Source organism: Streptomyces zagrosensis (assembly GCF_014203645.1).
GTDB lineage: Bacteria > Actinomycetota > Actinomycetes > Streptomycetales > Streptomycetaceae > Streptomyces > Streptomyces zagrosensis.
The window spans coordinates 344,291-365,430 of the sequence record NZ_JACHJL010000008.1 but is presented as its reverse complement, the minus strand read 5'-3'; the positions used below and the strand labels follow the sequence as shown (position 1 = coordinate 365,430).

The window sequence follows — 21,140 nt, the reverse complement described above, 5'->3', positions numbered from 1 at the left end:
TTGCCTTCGGGTGAGTTGTCGGTGGCGGGTCGGCGGGTGGAGGATTTGTTCCGGGTGCGGTGGGTGCCGTTGCCGGCTTCTGCGGACATGGCGGGCGTGGCGGGCGCGGTGGGTGCGTCTGGGCCGGTGGGTGCTGGGGTGGTGGTGTGGGGTGAGGACCGTTGGAGTTTGGCCACCCAGCCGGAGCCGGAGCCCCAGTCTGAGCACGCTCCCGAGCTTGTCTCGGCTTCTCACGCCGTTTCTGGCGGTGGCTCTGAGTCTGGTTCCGTGTCGGGGTTGCCGGGGGTGGTGGTGTGGTGTGCCCTGACGAGCGCTGATGCGGCTGCGGCTGCTTCAGATGCTGTGGGTGCGGCGTGTGGGGTGTTGGCGGTGGTGCAGCGGTGGTTGGTGGATGAGGAGTGTGCTGAGTCTCGGTTGGTGGTGGTCACTGAGCGCGGGGTGGGGGTGGCGCTGGGTGAGATGGTGGATGCGGGGGCTGCGGCGGTGTGGGGGCTGTTGCGTTCGGCGCAGGCCGAGAATCCGGGGCGTATCACCATCGTGGACGCTGACGCCGACGCCGTACTGACGGCACACACGCTCCCCAGCTTGCTGGCCACCGATGAACCCCAACTAGCGCTACGCGGAGCTGAGTTACACGCGCCTCGCCTCACCCGCACCGCGCACGACACCGGGCTGCCGCTTGCGCCGTGGGAGCTGGCGGCTTCGGAGGAGAAGCGGCACGCCGTACGGGTCGGCATGCGGGCGGCGGGCTCGGCCGAGAACCTGAAGTGGATGCCGGCCGACGATGTCTGGAACGACCTGGGACCGGGGCAGATTCGGGTGGCGGTGCGGGCGGCCGGGCTGAACTTCCGTGATGTCGTCGCCGGCCTCGGCATGATGCGCGGCGACGTGGGCCTGTTGGGCACTGAGGCCGCAGGAATCGTTATGGCCACCGGATCGCAGGTGTCGGACCTGAAGCCCGGTGACCGGGTGGTCGGGCTGGCCCTCGGTTCCTTCGGTTCGGTGGTGGTGAGCGATCGGCGCGGCTGGGTCCTGATGCCCGACGGCTGGTCATTCACGCAGGCCGCGACGGTCCCCGTGGTGTTCCTCACGGCGTACTACGGGCTGCGTCGGCTGGCCGGGTTGCAGCAGGGCGAATCCCTGCTGGTACACGCCGCGAGCGGCGGCGTCGGCATGGCGGCCATCCAACTCGCCCGACACATCGGTGCGGAGGTCTTCGCCACCGCAAGCCCGTGGAAATGGCCCACCGTGCAGGGGCTCGGCATCGACGCGGACCGCATCGCCTCCTCTCGGACGCTGGACTTCGAGCACGAGTTCCGTACCGCCACCGGTGGCCGAGGCGTGCATGTGGTGCTCAACTCCTTGGCCGCGGAGTACGTCGATGCCTCGCTGCGGCTGCTCGCCGATGGCGGGCGGTTCCTGGAGATGGGCAAGACCGACATCCGCAGCGACGAGCAGATCACCGCCCTGCGCCCGGATGTGCGGTACCAGGCGTACGACGCGCTGGACGCCGGCCTGGACGCGGTCGCCGGGATGCTCGCGGAGCTGATGGAGCTCTTCGAACAGGGCGTGCTGAAGCCGCTGCCCGCGACACTCTTTGACGTACGGCAGGCACCGGAGGCGTTCCGGTTCATGGCGCAGGCGCGGCACACCGGCAAGCTCGTGCTCACCGTGCCCCCCGCCACGGCCTCGGGCGGTGCCGTCCTGGTGACCGGCGGGACCGGCGACCTGGGCGCACTGGTGGCCCGACACCTGGTAGAGCGCTATGGGGTGCGGGACTTGGTACTGGTGAGCCGGCGTGGCCCCGAGGCCGCGAGCGCGGGCGCGGTGCGGGAGGAACTGGAGGCGCTCGGTGCGCGGGCCGATGTGGTGGCCTGTGATGTGACGGATCGCGCGGCGCTGGCGAGCTTGGTTGCCGCGATCCGCGCGGAGCGGCCGTTGGCCGGGGTCGTACACTGCGCCGCCGCGCTGGATGACGGGGTGATCGGTGCGCTGGATGAGGAGCGGATCGGCCGGGTGTTCGCGCCGAAGTTCGACGCGCTGTGCCAGCTGGACGAGCTGACTCGCGGTCCTGAGTGCGGACTGTTCGTGCTCTTCTCCTCGGCCGCTGGGGTGCTCGGCAGCCCGGGGCAGGGGAATTACGCGGCGGCGAATGCGGCGGCGGATGCGGTGGTGCGGGCGCGTCGGGCGGCGGGGTTGCCTGGAGTGTCCATGGCCTGGGGTTGGTGGGGGCAGGGCAGCGGGCTGACGGGCAAGCTCAGTGAGGCGGACCGGGAGCGGTTCGCACGCGGTGGCGTGGTGGCGATGAGCCCCGACGAAGGGCTGGCACTCTTCGACGCGGCTCTCGCCCACGGCGCGCCTGACCTGGTGCCGGTCAAGCTGAATGTGGCCAAGCTTGCGGGGCAGGGCGCACTGCCAGCCCTGCTCAGCGGCCTGAGCACGCCTGGTACGGGTCGGCGCACCGCGTACCGCGGTGGCGAGCAGGGCAGCACCGAGGCGCTGCGGCGCAGGCTGGCGGGCCTGTCCAGTGCCGAGCAGGACCGAGCCCTGGTCGAGTTGGTGGCCGGGCAGGTCGCCACGGTCCTTGGGCACGGTCAGGCCGCGTCGGTGGAGGTGAGCAAGCCGTTCACCGCGCTGGGCTTTGACTCGCTGACCGCGGTGGAGCTGCGCAACCGACTGTCGCAGGAGACCGGCCTGCGACTCCCCGCCACTCTCACCTTCGACCATCCAACGCCTCTCGCGCTCGCCCACTTCCTGCACAGCGAACTCGTCGAGGGGCTGGAGGTGCTGCCCGCCGCCGAACCCCCGGCGCTCGCCGTCCTGCCGGCCGCGGCCGACGCACCCATCGCGGTCCTCGGCATGGGCTGCCGCTTCCCCGGGGGCGGCAACGGGCCGGAACCGTTCTGGCAGAACCTGCTCGACGGCGTGGACGCCGCGTCCGAGGTCCCGGCGGACCGCTGGGACATGGACGCCTACTACAACCCGCGCAAGGGAGTGCCAGGCAAGGCGTACACCAGGAAGGCGTCCTTCGTATCCGATCTGGCCGACTGGGACGCCGAGTTCTTCGGCTGCACTCCACAGGAGGCCCTGCGCCTAGACCCCCAGCACCGCATGCTCTTGGAAATGGTCTGGGTGGCGATGGAGGACGCCGGCATCCCGGCCGAACGCATGCGAGGCAGCCGCACGGGAGTCTTCCTCGGCCTGAGCGACTCCAGCCAGTATTCCCGCCGACAGATCGAGGCGGAGGGGCAGTCCTGCTTCGATGACCCCAGCTTCTTCCTTGGGTTGTCTTCCAGTGCGGCGGCCGGGCGCATCGCCTACCACCTGGACCTGCGGGGCCCGACGATGACGGTAGACACGGCGTGCTCCTCCGCGCTGACCGCCACACACCTGGCGGTGCAGAGCCTGCGCAAGGGGGAGTGCGACCTGGCGATCATCGCCGCCGCCTCCGCGCTCCTTGACCCCAGCGCACTCGTCCAAGCGTGCAAGATGAGCATGCTCTCCGCGGACGGCCGGGTGAAGGCGTTCGACGAACGAGCCGACGGCTTCGTCGCAGGCGAGGGCAGCGGAGCGGTCATCTTGCAGCGGGTGCAGGATGCCGTGGCAGAGAACCGGCCGATGCACGCCATCATCCGCGGGTCGGCCATGACGCAGGACGGGCGCAGCAACGGGCTGACGGCCCCCAGCCGTCCGGCCCAGGCGAGCGTGGTGCGTACCGCGCTCGCCGACGCCGGCGTGCGACCGCAGGACATCGGCTTCGTCGAGGCCCACGGCTCCGGCACCAGCCTCGGTGACGCCATCGAGTACGGCGCGCTGGAAGAGGTCTTCGTCGCGGACCGCCCCACGGATCGCCCGCTGCTGATCGGGGCCGTCAAGACGCACGTCGGGCATCTGCTCACGACCGCGGGCATGGCCGGCCTCATCAAGACCGTGTTGGCCGTACGCACCGGCGAGGTGCCGGCCAACCTCCACCTGGAGCGACCCAACCCGGACGTGAACCTGGACGGGCCCGTGCGCCCGGCGCAGCTTCGGCAACCCTTCCCGGTGAGCCCGGGCGCGCTGCGTAGAGGAGGGGTGAGTTCCTTCGGCTGGTCCGGCACCAATATCCACCTGGTGATCGAGCAGGCACCACCGGGCGCGGAGCCGCAGCCCGCTGCAACACAGCAGCCCGGCGCGAAGCCGCAGGTCGCTGCGATGCCGCAGCCCGGCGCAATGCCGCAGCCCGGTGCCCAGCCACCCGCCACCGACGAGGTCGAGCACGTCCTGACGTTGTCCGCGATGAATGCGGCGAGCCTCACCGAGGCGGCTGCTTCCCTCGCCGACCATCTGGCGCAGCAGCCCCAACTCGCGCTGGCCGACGTGGCGTTCACCACGCAGACGGGGCGGACGGCATTCGCGGTACGCAGGACGCTGCTGTGCCGGGACGTCGCGGACGCGATCGCGCACCTCCGTGACCCCGCGGGCGCCGCAGGGGTGGTGAGCTCCGAGCGGGCGCACCGGGTCGGGCTGCTGTTGCCGGGCGCGGTGGCGCACGCCGGCACGGTCAGCGGCCTGTACGCCGCCGAACCGGCGTTTCGCACGGCTCTTGACGCGTGCGCCGAGTTGGCCGCCGACCGATTCGGCCTCGGCCTGAGCGGTGTGCCGGACACCGGCCACCGGCTCCCGGCCGATGCCGAACCGAACCCCGAGGCCCAGGCAGGTCTTTCCGCCTTCGCCGTGGACTACGCGCTGGCTCGACTCCTTGACGCTTACGGAGTACGGCCGGCCGTGGTCATCGGTCGGGGCGCCGGAGAGTACGCGGCGGGCTGCGTGGCCGGCATGTTCGACCTGGCGGACGCGATGGCGCTGGTGGTGGACCCGGGGCGCGCCCACGAGGTGGCCTTCCGCGAGCCACGTATCAGCGTGCTGTCCTCCGTGACCGGTGTCCTGCTCACCGCGCAGGAGGCGGCCGACCCCGGCTACTGGTCGCGGCTGCCGCAGCGCCCGAGCGCGCTCGCCGATGACACCGCGAGCCTCGCGCCGTACGCGAGTGTCCTGGTGGAGGCGGGTTGGGGCAACACCGTCGCCGCCTTCGGCAGCGCATCCGATGAGCAGCGAGCCGCCACAGCGCAGTACGCCCCCGGGCCGGACCCGCACCTGCCAGCGGGCGCAAACGGCGCTGGCCCCCTGCCGGTCGGGCCCTTGCCGACCGTGCGGTTGCTGCCCGAGGTGGGGACGGACGCCGACCGCGGAAGCTGGCTGTCCGCGCTCAGCCAACTGTGGGAACTGGGGCTCCCGGTTGACTGGGCCCTCAGCCACGGCACCCGCCGCCGCCTGCTGCGGCTGCCGACCTACCGGTTCCAGCGCACCCGGTATTGGCCGCAGCCCGTCGCCCGACCCGCCGGCACGGCGGCAGTCGGCTCGGCGGGAGCGGCCGGTGCCCGGGGAACCCGGTTCCTGGCCCCGACGTGGCGCCGGGACGACACCGCGCCGATGGCACCGGCCCTACGGACTGGGCCCGTACGACCCGCATCCGCGCAGCTCGGGACCGTACAGCACGCATCCGCACAGCCTGGGACCGCACAGCCAGCATCCGTGCAACCCGCGACCGTGCTGGTGTTGGCCGACCGGGCCGGGCTCGGCGAGCCGCTGGCCGCGTTGGCCACCGCGGCCGGGGACACCGTCGTCCTGGTCGAACCCGGCGACGCCTACCAGCGCCGCGGCGCGACAGTCACGATCGACCCCACCAGGCCCGAGGACTACGAGCGGCTGCTGACGGAGCTGGACCAAGCCGCCGCCGCGGGCTCGGTAGCCGGGTCAGGCGTCACCGTGGAGGCCGGCGCACGGGGCCCCGGCGGCGCGGCGACCCCACTGCGGGTCATCCACGCCTTCGGGTACCCGGCTTCCGGCACCCGCGCTGACCAGAGCGCACTCACCGGCACCCGCGCCGACCAGAGTCCCCCCGGCGGCAGCCCCGGCCAGGCGACCCCTGACGACGTCCTCGACACCGGCTTCTACAGCCTGTTGTGGCTGACCCAGGCAATCGGACGTGTCGTGCCCAGCCGGCAGGTCGAACTCGTCGTCGCGCTGTCGGGCACCGCCGACGTCCTGGGAGGTGAGCCCCTGGAGCCGCTGTCGGCCCCCGCGGTGGGGCTGTGCCGCTCGATCGTCGTGGAGTACCCGCTCATCCGGTGCCGCTGCGTTGACCTCGCCGCCGATACGGGGAACGAGCGCGCCGCGGCCCAGCTGCTGCGCGAAAGCGCCCTGTTGACCCGTCCGGCGCCGGGCAGCGATGCCGCGAGCAATGGCACGGGCCCCGCACCCGGCGAGGTGCTCAGCGCCTGGCGGCGCGACCGCCGCTGGCTGCCGAGCCTGGACAAGGTGACGCTGCCCCAGGTCTCCGACAGCCAGGTGTGGCGGCCGGACGGGGTGTACGCCATCGTCGGCGGCACCGGCGGCCTGGGCCTCGCGCTGGCCCGCCGGCTCGCTCCCACGGGGGCCAGGCTCGCCCTCATCGGCAGGACCGAACTGCCCGAACCGGCGCTGTGGGACCACTGGATCGACGCCCACCGACCCGACGACCACATCAGCGGCATCCTGCTGGCCATCAAACAACTGCGCGCCATCGGGGCGCAGGTGCTGCCGGTGACGGCGGACATCAGCATCCCCGACCAGGCGGCGGGCGCCATCCGCACCGTACGAGAACACTTCGGCGAGCTGTACGGCGTCATCCATGCGGCGGGCGTGCCCGGTGGCGGGCTGCTCCAGTCGCGGACCCGGGAGCAGGCCGCCGCCGTGCTGGCTCCGAAGATCGGCGGCACCCTGGCCATCGCGGAGGCGCTACGGGCGGACCCGCCCGAGCTCCTGGTGCTGTACTCCTCCACCGTCACCGCCATCGGCGGGCACGGCGAGGGCGACTACGGCGCGGCCAACGCCTTCCTCGACGCCTTCGCGGCTGCGCAGGACGGCGCGGGCACCGTGGCGGGCCGGGTTCTGTCCATCGGATGGGGCGCCTGGCAGCACGACAGATGGCAGTCGCAGGCGTACGCGGCGGCGCCGGTGCTCCGCGAGCGGGTGGCCCGCGCCCGAGAGGAATTCGGCTTCACGGACGAGGAGGGGACGGCGGCACTCGGCCGGGCCATCGCGGCAGGGCCCGCCCATCTGTACGTACTCAATCAACCGCTGGAGGACCTGGCCGCCCTCATGCGGTTGATGTCCGACCCGCACGCGCTGTCCGGCACGGCGGCGGGAGCCGTGCCACCCGAGCTCCGCTACCCCCGACCGGACCTTCGGGTCCCCTACCTCGCTCCCCGCAGCGAGACCGAACACACCGTGGCGCGGGCCTGGCAGGAGGTGCTCGGCATGGAACGGGTCGGTATTCACGACCCCTTCTTCGAACTGGGCGGCACCTCGCTGGTCGGCCTGGCCGTGGTGGCCCGACTTGCCGCCGAGTTCAACCGGGAACTCGCGGCGGCAAGCCTGTTCGAACACCCCACCGTCGCGCAGCTCGCCGCGCTGCTCGACAGCTCCACGCCGGACGCTGAGAACGGCGGCGCAAGCCCCGACAAACGGCGGCTGGACGCAGGCGCGGCACGCGGGCAACGGCGACGCGCCGGGGCCTCGACCACCAAGCGCAGGAGGACAGGCAAGTGAGCCGGCAAACGAGCGAGGACGGCCCCCTGAGCGACGACCCGGGCACCGACATAGCCCTCGTGGGCATGGCGGGGCGCTTCCCCGGTGCGGACGGCGTCCGTACGTTGTGGCACAACATTCGTGCGGGCAAGGACACCATCACCCGCTTCACCGAGGAAGAACTGCGGGCCGAGGGCGTATCCGAGGAATTACTCGCCGACCCTTCCTACGTTCGGGCCGGTTCGGTGCTCGACGGCATCGAGCTCTTCGACGCCGCCTTCTTCGGATACACCCCATCGGAGGCCCAACTCCTCGACCCCCAACAGCGGTTGTTCCTGGAAACCGCCTGGCACGCCCTGGAGGACGCCGGGACCGATCCCGCGACCTTCGACGGGACGATCGGCGTGGCCGCAGGTACCGGCATCAGCTGGTACATGATGAACAACCTCAACACCCGGCCCGATCTGACCGAACTCTTCGGCGAAGTGCAGATCGGCCTCGGCAACGACAAGGACTCGCTCGCTACCCGGGCGGCCTACACCCTGGACCTCACCGGCCCCTGCTACAGCATCCAAAGCTACTGCTCCACCTCCTTGGTCTCCGTCTCGCTGGCCTGCTCCACGCTGGTCAGCGGTGAGGCGGACATGATGCTGGCGGGCGGGGTGTCCGTACTGGTACCGCACCGCGTCGGCTACCTCTATCAAGAGGCCGGTATGTCGTCACCGGACGGGGCCTGCCGGGCGTTCGACGCCGCAGCGCAGGGCACCCCGGTGGGCAGCGGCGTCGGCGTCGTCGCGCTGCGCAGGCTGGAGGACGCGCTCGCCGACGGCGATCGCGTCTACGCCGTCATCCGCGGCTGGGCCGTCACCAACGATGGTGCCGACAAGGTCGGGTTCACCGCTCCCGGCGTACGCGGCCAGTCCGCCGCGATGGCGGAGGCGCTGGCCAGCGCCGGCCTGTCCGCCGGCGATATCGACTACGTGGAAGCCCACGGCACCGGCACCGGGCTCGGTGACGCCATCGAGATCAGCGCCCTGCAACACGTCTTCGACGTCGAGGGCGTCACTCGCTGCGCGATCGGCTCGGTAAAGACCAACCTCGGCCACCTCGACCGTGCGGCCGGCGTGACCGGGCTGATCAAGACCGCGCTTGCGCTGCACCACGAGGAGATCCCGCCGACCATCAACTACGAGCGCCCCAACCCGCAACTCCTGCACTCCGCAGATCGGTTGGAGGTGGTGACCGACCTGCGCCCCTGGCCGCGCGGCGAGCGGACCCGCCGGGCCGGTGTCAGCGCCTTCGGCATGGGAGGCACCAACGCCCATGTCGTACTGGAGGAGGCCGCGGCTCCCGACTCCGCACACCGGCCAAGCCCGCGCGAGCACCAGGTGCTCATCTGGTCGGCGCGCACGGCCGACGCGGCCGACGAGCTGACCGGCCGACTGCGGGCGCACACCGAGCGCGACGAGCACCGCAGCGGCGCACATCCGAAGACGGGCGATGATCTCGCGGATGGGGCACGCAGCGATGCGGGCATCGCCGACCTCGCGTACTCCCTCCAAACCGGCCGCGCGGTCTTCGAGCACCGCAGGGCCGCCGTCGTCTCCTCCCGCACGGACGCGCTGTCGGCTCTCGGCAAGGAAGCCGACCACCGCGTCTTCGCCCGCCGCGACGCGGCCCGCAGGCCGGTGGGCTTCCTGCTGGCCGGCGTCGGCGAGCACTACCGGGGCATGATCGGTGGCCTCTACCGCACGGAACCGGTGTTCCGGGCGGCGATCGACGCCTGCGCCACCATTTTCGACGAGCGGCTCGGCACCAACCCGGTGGAGATCTTCCTCGGCGAGCGCGAGGCAGGCGCCCCCGACCTCGCGCACCTGCTGGGCCGTACGGAGCACAGCGGCATCGACGACGGGGGAGCCGCCACCGAGATCATCCAGCCGGCGATGTTCGCCGCCGACTACGCGCTCGGCAAGCTGCTGATGTCCTGGGGCGTACAGCCCCGGCTGCTCCTCGGCTACAGCGTCGGCGAGTTCGCGGCGGCCTGCCTGGCGGGCGCCCTGTCCCTGCCCGAGGCCGCGTCGCTGACCGCGTACCGGGCACAGCTGATCGCGGGCCTGCCGCCGGGCGCCATGACGGCCGTTCCGCTGTCGGTTGCCGAACTCAACGCCACATTCGGCCCGTTGTCGGCAGCCGGCGTGGACGTCGCCGCGATCAACGGCCCCGGATTCACCGTCTTGTCCGGCCCCGTCGACGCGGTTTCGGCACTGTCCGCCCGGCTGGCCGATGCGGACGTCCCCAGCCGGTCCCTGCGCACCACGCACGCCTTCCACTCCGCGACGCTGCGCCCCATCGCGGCCGAACTCACCACCTGGGCACGCTCGGAGCTACACCCCCAGGCGCCGACCATCCCCTACCTGTCCAACGTGACCGGTGCGCCCATCACCGAGCAGCAACTCCGCGACCCCGGCTACTGGGCCGATCACATGTGCGGCACCGTGCGGTTCTCCGACATGCTCACACACCTGTTTGCCGCGGGCGACGACGTGCTCCTTGAGCTGGGCCCCGGCCAGTCGCTGGGCGCCATGGCACGCAACCACCCCGACTGCACGCCGGACCGCTGGCCGCTGCTGCTCCCGACACTGCCCGCACAGGCCGATCCGACCACGGACGAAGCGGTGCTCAGCGCGACCTTGGCACAGCTGTGGCTGGCCGGCGCCGAGATCGACTGGCATGCCTACCACGACGGCAGAAACCCCCGTAAGGTCTCCGCACCCCACTACCCGTTCCAGCACGAGCGCTACTGGATCGACGCGTCCCCGACCGCACCGCCCCTGACCGCTCCCACACCGCACGCGCCCACGCCAACCGACCTGCCCAAGCTGGCAGCCGCGGCCCCACCGGCCCTACCGGCGCGGGCATCCGAGGCGGCGGAGCCATCCGGCTCAGCCGACGAACGCGCGGCCCGCGGCCTGTTCGTACCGCGCTGGAGCGAACGCCCACTGCCGCGCAACACGGCATCGGCAGCGCCCACCGCGCCCGTGTGGATCTTCGCTGACGAGCGCGGGGTCGCCGATGCGCTCGTCGAACGCCTCACGGCCGGGCGGCAGGAGTACGTACTCATACGCCCGGCCGGCGTACGCGACGCCGACGACAGCCGGACCGTGCGCCCCGGCGAACAAGACGACTACCAGCATCTCCTCGCCACCTGCCCCGCGCCCCGCACCGTCGTCCACCTCTGGGGTCTCGACAGCGCCCTGACTCCCGAAGACCCGTACTGTGCACGGGAGTTGGGCTTTGACAGCCTGCGGGCACTGACGGCCGCGCTCGGCGACGCGGAGCTGCCCGGCACGGTGTCCTTGCTCGTGGCCACCGAGTCGGCGCGCGCCGTACTCGACGGCGACCGACCGGCCCCCGAGCGCGCCACCGCGTTCGGACCCTGCCTGGTCGCACCCCAGGAGTACGCCTCCCTCCAGGTCCGCACCCTGGACGTCGCGCTGGCCACAGCGCCCGCAGCGGCCGGCGAGGAGAGCGCAGCCGACACACCGGTCACCGTCGCCAAGGCCCTGTACGGGGAACTTCTACGCGACGCCGACGCCGATGCCACCGCGACCGCCGCCGATCGCGCGGCCGGCGGGGAGCATGTGCTCGCACTGCGCGCCGGCACCCGGCTGGCCCTGGAATACGTACCCGCAGCGGAGCAGCAGGCCCCGGCCCCTGTGACACCCCGCGAAGGCGGCGTGTATCTGATCACCGGTGGGCTCGGCCCGGTGGGCCTCCTCCTGGCGGAGCACTTCGGGCGCACCCTCGGCGCACGGCTCGTCCTCACGGGCCGGCGAGACCTGCCGCCCCGCGCGAACTGGCGGCGCATCGCGGCCGATGACACATCGGATGCGGCGCTGCGCAACCGGCTTACGGCCCTGCTGCGGCTGGCCGACGAGGGTGTTCAGGTAGAGGCGGTGGCCGCCGACGTCACCGATGAGACGCGACTGCGCGAAGTGGTCGCGGACGTTGTCGAGCGACACGGCCGCCTGGACGGAGTGATCCATCTCGCCGCGATCACCGACCCGCAGGCCCTGAGTCCGTTGTCCGGCCTTGGCCCGCAGGAGCGCGACGCCCACTTCCACGCGAAGATCGACGGGGCGCTCGCCCTTGAGCGTGTGCTACGCGACGTACCCGCCGACTTCTGCCTGCTGTTCTCCTCGATGTCCACCGTCCTTGGCGGCGTCGGGTTCGGCAGCTACACCGCCGCCAACTCCTTCCTGGACGCGCTCGTGGAGCGGCACCGGGACGACGCCACCCGCTGGCTGGCCGTCAACTGGGACACCTGGCCCTCCACCGCCGCGAGCATCAGCGGCCAGTCGTTCGGGGCCTCGCTGGCCCAGTATTCGCTCACCGAACGGCAGGCCCTGGACGCCCTCGATCAGGTCCTGGCCCGCCCACTGCCGCGTACCCTCGTCAGCGCCGGGGACCTGCCCGCGCGGCTCATCCAGTGGGTCGAGCGGCGCGCCGCTCCCGAGCCGGCCAAGACAGCGGCCCGCGGCCGGTTCGCCCGGCCCGAGCTGGCCCAGCAGTTTGTGCCGCCGGCCGGTCAGCAGCAGCGCAAACTGGCCCGCCTGTGGGGCGATCTACTCGGCGTTGAGGGCATCGGTGCCCGCGACAACTTCTCCGACCTGGGCGGCACCTCCTTGATGGTGCTCCAACTCGTCAAGCAAATCCGCAAGGAGTTCGGCGTGGCCGTCTCCCCGGTGACGCTGTTCGAGGCGCCCACCGTGCACGCCATGGCCGAGATGATCGACAGCCTGCGCGGCACGGGCAAGGAAGCCACCGCGCCGAAGGTGACGCAGCAACCGGCCCGCGCCACGGCCCGAGCCGCCGGCCCACGGCCCGCGCAATTCGATGACCGCATCGCCGTCATCGGCATGGCCGGCCGCTTCCCCGGAGCAGCCGATATCGGCACCTTCTGGGACAACCTCAGCAACGGCGTGGAGTCCGTCACCCGCTTCACCGAAGAAGAGTTGCTCGCCTCAGGGCTCGCCCCGGAACTGGTGCGCGACCCGAACTACGTACCGGCTCGCCCGGTGCTCGACGACATCCGCTCCTTCGACGCCTCGTTCTTCGGCTACAGCCCGCGCGACGCCGCAACCGCCGACCCACAGCACCGCCTGTTCCTGGAGTGCTCCTGGGAGGCGCTGGAACACGGCGGCTACGGTGCCGCCCGCGGGCGCGGGCGCGTTGGCGTGTTCGCCGGCTCCAACCTCAGTACGTACCTCATGCTCCAGGCAGCCGGCCTAGCCGACGCCGGCGAGGCAGACCTCTACAGCACCATCATCGGTAACGACAAGGACTCGCTGGCCACCGGGGTCTCCTACAAGCTCGGGCTGACCGGCCCCAGCCTGTCGGTGCAGACGTTTTGCTCCACCGCCCTGGTCGCCACCCACCTGGCCTGCCAGAGCCTGCGCCACGGCGAGTGCGAGATGGCCATGGCGGGCGGCGCCGGCATCCACGTACCCGACCGCGTGGGGCACCTGTACGTCCCGGGCGGCATGGAGTCACCCGATGGGCGCGTGTGGACCTTCGACGCGCGGGCCAAGGGCACCCTGTTCGGCGATGGCGTCGGAGTGCTGCTGCTCAAGCGGTTGGAGGACGCGCTCGCCGATGGCGACACCGTGCACGCGGTCATCAGGGGCTCCGCGATCAACAACGACGGCTCGCTGAAAGTCGGCTACACGGCGCCCAGCGTCGTCGGACAGGCCACCGTCGTGACCGACGCCATGGCAGCGGCCGGCGTCACCAGCGAGGACATCGGTTACATCGAGGCGCACGGCACCGCCACCGAACTGGGCGACCCCATCGAGGTCACCGCGCTCACCAGGGCGTTTGGAGACACCGCACGAAAGCAGTACTGCCCGATCGGCTCGGTGAAGACCAACATCGGGCACCTGGGGGCCGCGGCCGGTGCCAGCGGTCTGATCAAGACCGTCCTGGCGCTGAAGAACCGACAGATCCCACCGAGTCTGAACTTCGCCGAGCCCAACCCCGAGATCGACTTCGCGTCCGGTCCCTTCTTCGTCAACACCGAGCTGACGCCCTGGCACGTCACGGACGGCCGCAAGCGCATCGCCGGCGTCAACTCCCTGGGCATGGGCGGCACCAATGTGCACGTCGTGGTCGAGGAACCGCCCGAGCAGGCGCCCCCGGCACCGCACGGGCCCAGCCGCCGATACGAGATCTTCCCGGTCTCCGCACGCACCGAGCACGCCGCCAACCAGGCCGTCACCCGGCTCGGAGCACATCTGCAAGACGAGCGGGCAGCGGAGCCGCTGGACGTCGCGTACACGCTGCAAGCCGGACGTGAGCGGTTCGAGCACCGCCGGGTCCTGGTCGCCGGATCGACCGACGCCCTGTGCGCAGGGGCGGACGGCGACGGCGCGCCCGGCAGCGTCGATGGCCTGCTGCACCGGGTCGATGCGGCGTCGGAGCGGCCAGTGGACTTCCTGTTCGCCGGTGTCGGCGAGCAGTACCCCGGCATGATCGGCGAACTCTTCCGCCGCGAACCGGAGTTCCGCGCCACGGTCGAGGAGTGCGCGGCGCTCCTCGGCGAGCGCGGTGCCACCATCGTGCGCTTGCTGACCATGGCGCGTGACCGGCCGCAGGACGACGGCGCACTGCTGTCGGCGATGCTCGGCCGTGGCGGCGCTGGTAGCGCGGCCGAAGAGGCGGCTACCGCCGAGTTGGCCCGTACCGAACTGGCGCAACCCGCCGCGTTCATCGTCGACTACGCGTTGGCCTGCTCCCTGCTGAACTGGGGCGTACAGCCGGCGACGATGCTCGGCTACAGCCTGGGTGAGTACGTTGCCGCCTGCCTGGCCGGAGTCCTCTCGCTGCCCGATGCCCTACGGCTGGTCGCCCACCGGGCCGAGCTGATCTCGCGGCTGCCTGCCGGGGCGATGTTGTCCCTGCCGCTGTCGCCCGAGCAACTCAACGCCCGCTTCGGCAACCTGGCGGACCTGGGCCTGGACATCGCGGTGATCAACGGCCCCGAGCTGACCGTGGTCGGTGGCGACAGCGAGGCCATCGACGCCTTCGCCGCCCGGCTTGAGGCGGCCGGGCTACCCGGCAGACGGCTTGCCACCACGCACGCCTTCCACACCCGCATGTTGGAGCCGATCCGCGCCGAACTCACCGCCTGGATCACCGCTGAAGTGCAACTCCACGCGCCCGAGCGGCCGTACGTATCCAACCTGACCGGCACCCTCGCCACCGCCGAGCTGGTGACCGACCCCGCCTACTGGGCCCAACACATGTGCTCCACCGTACGGTTCGCCGATGGCGTGGCCCAGCTGCTGGCCGAGCCGGACTCAGTGCTCCTTGAGGTCGGCCCCGGCCAGTCGCTGGGCGCCATGGTCCGCGTCCACCCAAGCTGCCCCCGTGAGCGCTGGCCGCTGGTGGTGCCGACGCTGCCTGCCGCGGCCGATCCGCGCCCCGACGACCAGGTGGTCACCGAATCCCTCGCCAGGCTGTGGCTGGTGGGCACCGACGTGGACTGGGTCGCCTACCAGGCCGGCCGCTCCCCCCACCGGATTCCACTGCCCAGCTATCCCTTCCAACGCCAGGAGTATTGGCTGGACCCGGCCGTGACCCGGCGGGCCGCCGGATCGGCCGCACCCGAACCAGACCTCACGAATGTGACGCTCGATGATGTGAAGCGGGCCCCGCTGCCGCTGCTGCCCGAAGAGGACTGGCTGCACGCCCTGGTGTGGCGGCAGACGGCCCCGCGCGGCGGGCGGCTGCCACTGGGCCGTTGGCTGATCCTCACCGACACCGGGGCGGCCGACGCCGTGTGCCAGCCGCTCGTGCGCCGGCTCACGGACGCCGGCGGCAGCGTCGTCCTCGTACGGCCCGCTGAGGGTTCCGAAGGGTTCGAGGGGAGCGCAGGGGAGTACCGGGTCCGTGCGGGCGACGCAGCGCAACTTCGCGAACTGATGCGCCGCCTGCGGGACGAGGACGGGCTACCCGACCGGATCGTCCACCTATGGACACTCGGCCTCCCCGACGCGGGGCGGCCGGTGCCAGGCGCCGAAGAGGTAGAAACGGCGCTGGTGTACGGAGCGGACACCCTGGTCGGACTCGCCACCGCGGCCAGCGACGTCGGCGCCGAAAAGTGGTCGCTCGACGTCGTCACCTGCGGATCGCGCGCGGTGACCGGAGCCGAGCGGGTACGCCCCGAACTGAGCACGGTCAGCGGCCCGGTGCGCGGCATCCCGCTGGAGTACACGGACGTATCGTGCCGACTCATCGACATCGACCCGGTACACCCGGGCAACGCCGGCCCGCTGGCCGGCCAGATCGCCGCCGAACTCGGTGACGGCGACCGTGAACCCGTCGTAGCGCTGCGCAACGGCAGACGCTGGCTGCCCGACTACGAGACGCTGCCCGGCTACCCGGCCCCGGCCGACGACGCCGATACGAGCCAAGCCGGCACGGGACCGCTACGCGAGGGCGGCGTCTACCTCGTCACCGGCGGCCTGGGCGGCATCGGCCTGGCCATGGCCGAGCGCCTCGCACGCGACTGCCGGGCGAAACTCGTGCTGTTCGGCCGCACCGGACTGCCACCACGCGACACCTGGCAGGCCGCACTGGCCGACCCGGCCATCAGCGACGAGGTGCGCCGCCGCCTGACCGGGGTGCTCCACCTGGAGGAACTCGGCTCCGAGGTGGCGATCGTCACCGGAGATGTGAGCGTGCCCGCCGACGCGGCCAACGCCGTACGCACCGCCCTTGACCGGTTCGGCGCGCTGCACGGCGTCCTGCACACCGCGGGCCTGCCCGGCATCGGGCTCATGCAGTTCAAGACCACCGCCGAGATGCGCAAGGTCATGGCGCCCAAGACCGGCGGCACCCTGGCCCTTGAGCAGGCACTCGACGGGCTGCCGATCGACTTCCTCCTGCTGTTCTCCTCCATCACCTCAGCGACCGGCGGCGGACCGGGCCAGGTTGACTACAGCGCCGCAAACTCCTTCCTCGACGCGTACGCGGAGGCCGCCACGGCCCGCGGCGAAGAGCGCCGGACCCTGACGATCGGCTGGGGCGAGTGGCAGTGGAACGCCTGGGAGGCCGGGCTCGCCGGATACGACGTGGAAGTCCAGGACTTCTTCCGCAGCAACCGGCAACAGTTCGGCATCGGGTTCGAAGCCGGCTGGCGCGCCCTGCTGCGAGTCCTCGGCCAAGACCAGCCCTACGTCGTGGTCAACACCCAGGACTTCTCCCGGATGGAGCGGCTGAGTCGAAACTTCACCGTCGAGTTGGTCGGCGGCGGGCGTAACGCCGGACCGCAAGAGGGCACCCGGCACCCCCGACCCGAACTGGTCACCGCGTTCGTGCCGCCATCCGGCGACGTACAGCACGTCATCGCCGACGTGTGGTCCGACCTGCTCGGGCTGAGCGAGATCGGGGCCGACGACAGCTTCTTCGACCTGGGCGGCAGCTCCCTGATCGGCATGGAGGTGATGGCCCGCATCCGGCGGCGACTGTCCATCGACGAACTCGCGCCGCACGTGCTGTACGAGGCACCCACGGTCGCCAGGCTCGCGAAACTCCTGGCCGACAAAGCCAGCAACACAGACAGCGCCAGCAACACAGACAGCGCGAGCAACGCCGATACCGGCGAACACGCTGACAACGCCGCCGCGGATGGGCCACAAGACGCCACCACCACGGCCGCCGACCGAGACCGAAGCGATCGCCGCAAGCGCAGCCTGCGGCGCGGCAAGAAGCGGGAAACGGAGGGCTCATGAGCGACGACGACGCGTCCCGGCTGGCCGTCATCGGGATGGCCGGACGCTTCCCCGGCGCGGGCAGCACGGGCCAACTCTGGCGGAACCTGACCGATGGAGTGGGCGGCATCCGCGACATCACCCAGGACGAACTGACCGCGGCCCGCGTGCCGCCCGCCACCCAGGCCGACCCGCGCTACGTGCGCCGCGGCGCACCACTGGCGGACACGGACCTGTTCGACGCCTCGTTCTTCGGCTACAGCCCGCGCGAGGCCGAAGTCGCCGACCCACAGCACCGCATGTTCCTTGAGTGCGCCTGGGAGGCGCTGGAGAGCGCCGGCTACCGGCCCAACGCCACCCCGGGGAAGGTCGGCGTCTTCGGCGGCGTCGCACCGAGCCAGTACGGCATGCGGCATGTGCTGATCCGCCCCGAGGTGATGGCGACCATCACCCTTGAGCAGTACGGCATGGGCACCACCGCCGACTCGCTGTGCGCCGTGGTCGCCTACAAGCTCGGGCTGACAGGCCCGGTCGTCGGCGTGCAGACCAACTGCTCCACCTCGCTGGTGGCGGTGCACCTGGCGGCGCAGAGCCTGCTGACCTTCGATTGCGATGTGGCCCTGGCCGGCGGGGCGGCGATCTTCGATCCGCTGCCTTCGGGCTACCGGTTCGAAGAAGGGTCGATCACCTCGCCCGATGGCGTCGTGCGCAGCCTGGACGCCGACGCCGATGGCACTGTCATGGGCAACGGGGTGGGCATCGTGGCCCTCAAGCGGCTCGCCGACGCCGAGGAGGACGGCGACCACATCTGGGCCGTCCTGCTTGGCAGCGCGCTCAACAACGACGGGGCGGCACGCGCCGGTTACAGCGCCCCCGGCGTGGACGGTCAGAGCGCGGTCATGCGGTACGCGCTGGCCGTGGCCGATGTGGACCCCGCGACCGTGGAATACATCGAGTGCCACGCCACGGGCACTCGGCTCGGTGACTCCATAGAACTGGCCGCGGTGGACCGGGCCTACCCCGCCGCGCCCGCAACCCCCCGGGTCCTGTCCTCCCTCAAACCAGACATCGGGCACCTGGACCGAGCCTCTGGCGTCGCCGGGCTGATGAAGGCCGCCCTTGCGTTGCACCACCGCACGCTCCCGGCCACCAGGGGCTATCGGGCCCCCAACGCGGCGCTGGCCGCGGCCGGCGACCGGTTCACCGTGCTGAGCGAGGACCGGCCATGGCCGCGCCCGGCGCACCCGCGCCGGGCCGGTGTCAACTCCTTCGGCGCGGGCGGCACCAATGTGCACGTGCTCCTGGAAGAGGCGCCGAGCCCACCCCCACCCACCGCCGCCGCAGGCCCCCAACTGCTGGTGCTCTCGGCCCGCAGCCGGGCCGCACTGGACGCGGCCACAGACCAGTTGCGGCAACACCTGCGCGCCACCACGCACCCCGGCGTGAGCCTGGCCGACGTGGCGCACACCCTCCAGGTCAGCCGCACCGGATTCCCCCACCGGATGGCCGTGGTGTGCACCGATACCGCGGACGCGGTCCGCGCCCTGGGTGATCCGCAGCGGCTCCACCTCGCGGGCCCGGTGAACCCATCGGGCGAGCAGCACCGGCCCGACGATCCGCAGTCCGCGGCAACGCACTGGCTGGCCGGCGCCGACGTCGATTGGTCCGCGCTGCACGAGGGCACGCGGCGCCGCGTACCGCTGCCGACCTATCCGTTCGAGCGCCGGCGGTACTTCCTCGATCCGGGCGATCTCCCCGCAGGCTTTGCCGGCCAGCCGGCCGGCCCCACGACGGCCACGGGCACGCTGCCGGGCGGTGCGCGGCCGGCTGGCCGGCTACCGGACATGGACGACTGGTTCACCCACCCGGTGTGGCGCTGCGTACCGCTGCCCTACGGCACGGACGCTGAGCGCCTGCGCGAGCACGGGCCCTGGTGGGTCATGGCCGGGACCGGCCTCGGCCGCACCGCCGCCCAGCGGCTCGCTGCGGTCGGCGCCGACGTCGTCCTGCTGCGCCCGGCCGCGCGGGGCGGCTCGGGACACACCGACGCTGCCGACAGCGCCGATGCTGTGGATGTTGCGGGAACGCCCGATGCCGCCAAGGCGCCGGGGCTGCGGGTGCGCGACGTGGACCCCACCTCACGGGCCGACATCGAGCGCGCGCTCAGCGAACTGGGGCGCCCCCGCGCCGTGGTGCATGCGCTGAGCCTGGAGGCGGGCCCCGACGGCACCCCCGACGAGCGGTTCGCCGAGGCGCAACGGCTCGGCTTCTACTCCGTACTCGCCCTGGTGGGCGCGCTCTCCCAGGACGGCACCCCGGGCTCCGTGGATCTGCTGCTGTGCACCGAAGGCGCCGTCGAGGCGGTCGGCGCGGATCTGCGCCAGCCGCAACAGGCCACCCTGCTCGGCCTGCAACCCGTGATCAACCAGGAGTACGGCGACCTCACCTGCCACCTCCTGGACCTGGACACCCAAGGCTGCGTCCAGGCGTACGGCGGTGACGGTGCCGCCTTGGCCGATGAACTCCTGGCCGAACTGGGCACCGACAGCACCGAGCCCGCCGCGCTACGCGGCAAGGACCGTTGGGTGCGGTCCTTCGACCCGGTACGGGTAGGCCGCGTCCCCGACAGCCGCCGACCGTTCGCCCCCGGCTCGACGGTCCTGATCACGGGCGGCCTCGGCACGGTCGGCACCGAACTGGCCCGGCACTTCGCCGCAGCCCGCTGCAACCTGGTGCTCACCGCGCGAACGCCGCTGCCACCCGAGGAGCAGTGGCAGCAGTGGCTGACCGCGCACCCCGCACAAGAGCGGACCGCCTCGCACATCCGTAGCATCCTTGAGCTGCGCGAACGTGGCGCGCAGGTGATGGCGGCGGCGGCCGATGTGGCGGACCGGGCACGGATGGCCGAGGTGTTGGCCGACGCCCGGGCCCGCTTTGGACCCATCGACGTGGTGATCCACGGCGCCGGCACCCAGGGCAGGGAAAGCTTCGGCTTCACCTCGGGCATCGGTCGCGAGGTGTGCGAGGCGCACTTCGCTTCCAAGGTGACCGGCCTGCGCGTACTGGACGAACTACTCCAACCAGCCGAGGCCCCCCTGCGACTGACCATGTCCTCCTTGGCCGCAGTGCTCGGCGGCGTCGCCTACGGGCCGTACGCCGCGGCCAATGCCGCCATGGACGCCTACGCCCGGGCACTGGGGCCGCGCGGCGCCTGGCTGCCGGTCAACTGGGACACCTGGAACATGGGCGAAGACCCACACGGCGACTTCGGCGTCACGATGAAGGATTACTTCTACGACGCCGCCGAAGGCTGCCAGGTCCTCGAACGCTGTCTTTCCGTCGCCGGCCGGGTGCGTCAACTCACCATCTCAACGGGGCCGTTGGAGCAGCGATTCGACCAGTGGACCCGGCTCAACCAGACCGCGCCCGAGCCGCCGCGCACCCGGTATCCCAGGCCCGACCTGCTGGTGCCCCACGAGGCGCCGGCATCCGCCCAGGAGGCCGCACTCGCCGACATCTGGGGCGAGATCCTCGGTGTGGAAGGGCTGGGGGTCAACGACAGCTTCTTTGACCTCGGCGGCCACTCGCTCGCCGCCGTTCGCATGATGGCCCAGGTCAGGGCCCGATTTGGCGGATTTCCCGCCGATGTGCTGATCGAGAACCCCACGGTACGCAGCTTCAGCAAGGTGTTGCGTACGCAGCAAGACACACAGTGACCAACCTCAGCAACCAGGCCTCAGCAACCAGGCCTAAGTA

3 protein-coding genes are annotated in these 21,140 nt (G+C 71.7%); all 3 read left to right on the top strand.

All coding sequences use genetic code 11. The features are described from left to right. Nucleotides 1–87: 87 nt before the first annotated feature. Genes FHS42_RS37220 through FHS42_RS17925 form a run of 3 tightly spaced genes read left to right on the top strand, consistent with a single transcriptional unit; the run spans nucleotide 88 to nucleotide 21,100 of the window. Nucleotides 88–7,632, top strand: coding sequence for an SDR family NAD(P)-dependent oxidoreductase (locus tag FHS42_RS37220; RefSeq protein ID WP_376772619.1), 7,545 nt, complete (start codon nucleotides 88–90; stop codon nucleotides 7,630–7,632). Beyond that, nucleotides 7,629–17,405, top strand: a complete 9,777-nt coding sequence (locus tag FHS42_RS17930; RefSeq protein ID WP_312866929.1) for a type I polyketide synthase — start codon at nucleotides 7,629–7,631, stop codon at nucleotides 17,403–17,405. The genes FHS42_RS37220 and FHS42_RS17930 overlap by 4 nt, the downstream gene beginning before the upstream one ends. After that, nucleotides 17,402–21,100, top strand: coding sequence for an SDR family NAD(P)-dependent oxidoreductase (locus FHS42_RS17925; protein ID WP_184573228.1), 3,699 nt, complete (start codon nucleotides 17,402–17,404; stop codon nucleotides 21,098–21,100). The genes FHS42_RS17930 and FHS42_RS17925 overlap by 4 nt, the downstream gene beginning before the upstream one ends. The last annotated feature ends 40 nt before the right edge of the window (nucleotides 21,101–21,140 follow it).

What these genes read in the sequence shown, in the direction of transcription:
- FHS42_RS17925 (WP_184573228.1), top strand. Translation starts at nt 17,402, where the DNA reads ATGAGCGACGACGACGCGTCCCGGCTGGCCGTCATCGGGATGGCCGGA.
- FHS42_RS37220 (WP_376772619.1), top strand. Translation starts at nt 88, where the DNA reads ATGGCGGGCGTGGCGGGCGCGGTGGGTGCGTCTGGGCCGGTGGGTGCT.